The following is a 5,337-nucleotide window of genomic DNA, read 5'->3' on the forward strand; positions in this document are numbered from 1 at the left end:
AGGCGGGCAATCAGCGCCGATAAGCTACGAAACAGCACACCAAAGATCACCCCGACCAATATAAGACGCGTTAGGTCTTGACTGCGCTTTGAGAACAATACTTTAAATAACAACAGCGACGCGCCAAACATCAAGGCAATCTCTAACCCAAACTTGGCTATAGGATCGATACTGGTATAACTGATTGATCCCAAAAAGAACACCAGCAAACTTTGCAAAAGTACATATAGCGAGTCAAAACCCAAGAGAGAGGGCGTTAGGATAGGATTATGGGTTAAGGTTTGAAACAGTAATGTTGATACGCCAATCGCATAAGCCACCACCATAAGCGCCAGTAGCTTTTTGCCGCGTAAGGGTAGGGCAAAGTCCCAATAGCCATGAACATTAATGGTCATAAATAGGAGTATGGATACAAGTAAGACCACGCCAGCTATGACTATTGGACGTTCAGCTAGTGTGTGCACCAAACGCCGCTTTTGACTAAATGGTGTCTCAACGTGAGCCTTATCATTTGTATTTACACTGCTAGGAGTAGACGGTGAGAGCATATGCTAATCTTTTAATAAAAGGAGAGATGAGGCAGAGCCTAAGACTCGCTTGGCGCGCGCAATAATAACCATAAAAACACGGCGGTGCCGGCGACACCAAAAATAGTGGCAACAGGTATCTCAAAGGGATAGCGAATAGAACGTCCGATGATATCGCACAGTAGGACAGCTGATGCGCCCAAGCACGCCACCGCAGGCAAGCTACGCCGAAGTTTATCGCCCATAATACGGCTGACGATATTGGGCACAATCAAGCCAATAAAGGGAATGACACCTACTGTTACCACTACTACCGCGCTCATCATAGCGACCATGCCGACACCGACCCAAGTGATCTGGCGTTTATTGATACCCAAATTGAGCGCAATATTATCGCCCAGCCCTATGATAGTGAACTTGTCAGCAATAAAATAAGCAAGCAGACAAAGCAGTCCTGTCAACCATAGCAGCTCATAACGCCCTGCCAATACGCTAGAGAAATCCCCAAATTGCCATACACTGAGCATCTGTAAGGTTTCAGTTTGATAAGCGATATAAGTGGTCACCGCCTCGATAATACCGCCAAATACAATACCAATCAGCGGAATCATCAAAAAATCAGTAGGTGGAATCTTTTGAATCAGCCCCATGAACAGCACCATACCGAGCATCGCTGTAACGGTTGCCACGCTCATCTTGACAATGAGGGCGCTGGCTGGAAATAGGAGGCTGACTACCAGTAACCCAAGAGCGGCGCTTTGCGTTGCGCCAACCATTGAGGGCTCAACAAAACGGTTTTTGAGTACCACTTGGATAATCATGCCCGCCACTGCCATAGCGATACCTGTTAAGATAATAGCAACGGTACGCGGCAAGCGACTAACGAGCATCAAAGCGCTGTCTGAATTGCCGCTACCACTGACAAGACTTTGCACAAGGCCCGACCAAGAGAAGTCTGCCACCCCAATCGATAAGCTCAGTAATACCAACAGCCCCATAATCAGAAGGCTACCGGTATTTATGAGCCAAGGCGGTATGGCAGCACGTCGATGGTTATGACTTAGATCAGTGTAAGGTTTTTTTTGCCAGCTTAATAATGGCGCTGGCAAAGAAGAATCGGCTTTGACACTAGTCTGAGCGCGAGATGAAAATAACGGCATAACGTCTACTGGCTTAAAGATAAGGGATGAACATGCAATCAATAACGATGGCTCGAACTGTCATAACGCTTATTTTGCCTTTGCAAATGCATTCTTGATCGTCGTCAAATCTTGCATCCATTGATAATATCCACCAAAGGCAAGGTATGCATCTGGGCTTAAATATACCACTTGTCCTTTATCCCAAGCATGGGTTTGAGCTACTAAGGGATTGTCTAGCACCGCTTTGGCTCCCGCGCCTTCTTCACCGACAGCGGCGCTGCGATCAATGACAAACAGCCAGTCTGGATTGACTTTTTGTACGTATTCAAATGAGACGGGCTGACCATGACGGGCATCCTCTATTTGCGTATCAGCCATAGGCACACCGAGTACACTATGGATAAAACCAAACCGTGACTTGTCGCCATAAGCGGATAGCTTGTTGCCATTGACCAAAATGACCAGGCCATTACCTTTATCTTGGGTCAACTCTTGAGTTTGAGTGATAAGGCCGTCGATATCTTGCTGCAGGGCAAAGGCTTCGTCACTTTTGCCAAACAATGCGCCCAAGTCGTGCAAGCGCTGTTTGCTAGAGTCATAGATATTGGCGGTATCGATGCTCATATCTAGTGTTGGCGCGATACTGGATAATTCGTTGTATTTTTCTGCCATTCTTGAACCAATCAAAATAGCTTGTGGCTGCATAGCGTTTAGGGCTTCAAGATCAGGTTCAAAAAGCGTACCGACATTTTCACTATCAGGCTGAGTATCAGAGCGCAGATTGTCCAGCGGTAGCTGGTCTGGCATCCCAGCGACACCTACATTTAACGCCGCCAAATCCTGCATCAAAGTCATATCATAGACGACTAAGGGCGCAGGATTGATAGGTAAGCTTACCGCTCCTTTGACCGTATCGACATCGATAGTTGCCACCGATACCGCATCATTGTCAGCGATGTTTGATGATACATCGGCGCTATTGTTTTCAACTTTGGCATCGTCTGTTTCAGAGCTGTTTGAACAGCCTGTCAAGCCAACACTCACAGCAAGTAGTGATGCCATAGCCGCGAATAGAGGACCTTTAAACAAAGGCGCGTTTTGGGGTTTAGAATAAGTAGTGGTTGGCATAATAAACTCGGTAATCAGAAGGGCTTAGATAGCAGTTTTGTTATAAGTTGGGATCATTCTGGAGACAATGATAAAGGATAGTGATTTTTTTATCAATGATAATGATTATTATTAACGTATGTGTTTATAAGACGAATAAGGACAAATATGCAGAATATTTTAGTTAAATTATCATTGATAATGATTCTCATTTATAATATCATCTAGCCACTTTTGGAGTTTGCGCATTTTAGTTGTCTGTCATGCTTACTCATACTCATGAATAAAACCTAAGCCATTACTTTAAGTCCTTAACACAAGACGTAGAGCGTTATGAATCCGATCACCAGCCACTCATCACCGTATAAACTCATACTGATTGTCATCGGTCTGGTGGTGAGTTTGCACGTCTTGACCGCGATGGCGCTGGTTATGATAAAGCCGCAACCTGTCTTTGAGCCAGAAGAGGTGACGCCGATAGAGATTGAGCTAGTAACGCCTACTAATATCAAAGAAGCGGCTGTTGTCAAAGAACAAGCAGAGCCTATGACTAAGCCTGCTGCCGCTCCTAAAGCGCAAGTTGCTAAAGAATCTAAGCCTGTTGATAAACCTAAGCCTGTTGATAAACCTAAGCCTGTCGTCAAAAAACAGACGGTTAATGATGATAAAAAAGCTGTAGAACCAAAGAATAAAATAGTAGAAGATAAGCCCAAGGTTACGCCGCAACCCATCAAAAAACAGCCAACTCAAGTCGTCAATATACCTACGCAACAAGAGCTTGCTGCTCAAAAGCTTAGGGAGCAGCGGCAAAGAGAGTTAGCCGCACAAGCTGAGGCTGAGGCGGCGATACAGGCAGAGAACCTTCGTAAACAGCACCAAGCGCAAAGGGCTGAACAAGATAAAGCCAATGCTGCTAAAGAAGCACAGAAAATAGCGGCTGAGCGACAGGCTCAAGCGGATGCACAGGCCAAGGCAGAACAACAAGCCAAGGCAGCAGCTGAGGCGCTAGCGGCTAAGCAAGCAGCCAAACGCGCGCTAGAGCAGGCCGCGCAACAACAAGCTGTAAAAGAGGCCGCTGCGCAGGCGGCGAGTAATGAGCCTGCCGATTATGGCAACATAGGTCAGTCAAGCTGGTTAAGAGAACCTGTATTTACCTCTATCCAAAATAAAGATTATGGTTTTAGAGGAGTTGAGGCTGCAATTAGAGTCAGTATGGTGGTGGACGCAAGTGGTAATATAAGTAACATAAAAATATCTAAGAGCTCAGGTAAAAACGCATTTGACAGAGATTTTGTAAAAGCATTATCAAGAGCCAAACTCAATCCTGCTACGAGAGGCAATGCGCCGACTAAAAGCATAGCTAACTTTTCATTTCGTATGAAACTGTAATCATAGATAAGACAAAATTTTAAAGGTAGTCAGGTTATAAATTGATACCTATCAACCCAAGTTTGACACACATATATTGAGCAACATTAGGAGTCTACATGGACTTTATGAGCTACTGGCAATACAGCGATATGGTCACCAAAGCGCTGTTTTTTATACTACTCGCGCTATCGATACTCTCCTGGGTGACGGGTATTATTCGTATTATCCAAAGCCGCAAATTGGCAAGTACGGTAGCAGATGATTTAAGCGCGCAGATTCAGGCCAAGAGCACGGATACGAGCGCAGATGACGTAGCGACTCACCGTTTGGTGATCGAGCAGGCATTACTTCAGCATATTGGCCGTTATCGTTTTGCCAGCGAGCGTGGATTGCCTATATTAGGCACGACCGCTGCTATCGCTCCCTTTATCGGGCTATTTGGCACGGTATGGGGTATCTTTCATGCGCTCAGTAATATCGGCACCACAGGTCAAGCAGGTCTTGCGCAAGTGGCAGGTCCTGTAGGCGAGGCGCTCATTATGACAGGACTTGGCATCGCAGTTGCTATTCCAGCAGTGGTGTTTTATAACTTGGCTATCCGTATCAATCGCCGCGTTATGTATCATGCCAATGATCGCGCCCATGATCTTTTGGCGCAGTCGGCTGACCGTACTCTAAAAAAGAGTGTCTAAACAACTACTTTGGTTCAACGCCAGAGGGTTAGTCCTAATGATTCGAGTGTTGATTGCATTAAAGCAAAAAACACATTAAGAGTAATAAAGAGAGTAAGCAGATATGGCATTTCAATTGGGTGACGATGACACGCAGAGTATGAATGAGATGAACCTAATTCCGCTCATCGATGTCATGCTCGTCTTAATGATTATATTTTTGCTCACAGCGACAGTACTTAATCCAACAGTGCCACTGGATCTGCCAGAAACTAGTGCGCAGGTCAATGAGACCCCAGAGCAGGTCATTCAGATTAGTATCGATAAAGATGCTGGACTGTTTTGGGATGATGATTTGATTACTATGGAGGAATTAAGTTCGCGGTTAAGCGTAGAGGCTCAAGCAGATAATGAACCTTCCATTCATCTGCGCGCTGACAAAGACAGTAAATACGATATGGTAGCGCAAGTATTGGCGGCGGCGAGTACAGCGGGACTGACCAAGATAGCTTTCGTCAA

At 45.5% G+C, this 5,337-nt stretch carries 6 protein-coding genes; 3 read left to right on the forward strand and 3 right to left on the reverse strand.

Features of this window, described 5'->3' with window-relative positions:
* From ACTXGO_RS09165 to ACTXGO_RS09175, 3 genes are all read right to left on the reverse strand, one after another.
* Positions 1 to 548 (reverse strand): iron chelate uptake ABC transporter family permease subunit (locus ACTXGO_RS09165; protein ID WP_443574165.1); only part of this gene is annotated, 548 nt, incomplete at its 3' end.
* Between the two features lie 38 nt (positions 549 to 586).
* Complete coding sequence (locus ACTXGO_RS09170; RefSeq protein WP_435949396.1) at positions 587 to 1,687, reverse strand: ABC transporter permease; 1,101 nt, start codon at positions 1,685 to 1,687, stop codon at positions 587 to 589.
* Between the two features lie 69 nt (positions 1,688 to 1,756).
* Positions 1,757 to 2,797 carry a siderophore ABC transporter substrate-binding protein gene (locus ACTXGO_RS09175; RefSeq protein WP_443574167.1) on the reverse strand — a complete coding sequence of 347 codons (1,041 nt, stop codon included), beginning with the start codon at positions 2,795 to 2,797 and terminating at the stop codon, positions 1,757 to 1,759.
* Positions 2,798 to 3,109: 312 nt separating this feature from the next.
* Here ACTXGO_RS09175 and ACTXGO_RS09180 point away from each other — a divergent pair, with 312 nt between their 5' ends.
* From ACTXGO_RS09180 to ACTXGO_RS09190, 3 genes are all read left to right on the forward strand, one after another.
* Positions 3,110 to 4,165 carry a TonB family protein gene (locus ACTXGO_RS09180; RefSeq protein WP_443542072.1) on the forward strand — a complete coding sequence of 352 codons (1,056 nt, stop codon included), beginning with the start codon at positions 3,110 to 3,112 and terminating at the stop codon, positions 4,163 to 4,165.
* Positions 4,166 to 4,263: 98 nt separating this feature from the next.
* A complete protein-coding gene (locus tag ACTXGO_RS09185) occupies positions 4,264 to 4,839 on the forward strand; it encodes a MotA/TolQ/ExbB proton channel family protein (RefSeq protein WP_443542070.1) in 576 nt (191 codons plus the stop codon).
* 103 nt (positions 4,840 to 4,942) lie between these two features.
* On the forward strand, positions 4,943 to 5,337 hold a 395-nt coding region (locus ACTXGO_RS09190; RefSeq protein WP_443574169.1), incomplete at its 3' end, for an ExbD/TolR family protein.

Source organism: Psychrobacter sp. T6-1, assembly GCF_052258445.1.

Coding starts and splice junctions, on each gene's coding strand:
- ACTXGO_RS09180 (WP_443542072.1), top strand. CDS start 3,110: ATGAATCCGATCACCAGCCACTCATCACCGTATAAACTCATACTGATT.
- ACTXGO_RS09185 (WP_443542070.1), top strand. CDS start 4,264: ATGGACTTTATGAGCTACTGGCAATACAGCGATATGGTCACCAAAGCG.
- ACTXGO_RS09170 (WP_435949396.1), bottom strand. CDS start 1,687: ATGCCGTTATTTTCATCTCGCGCTCAGACTAGTGTCAAAGCCGATTCT.
- ACTXGO_RS09175 (WP_443574167.1), bottom strand. CDS start 2,797: ATGCCAACCACTACTTATTCTAAACCCCAAAACGCGCCTTTGTTTAAA.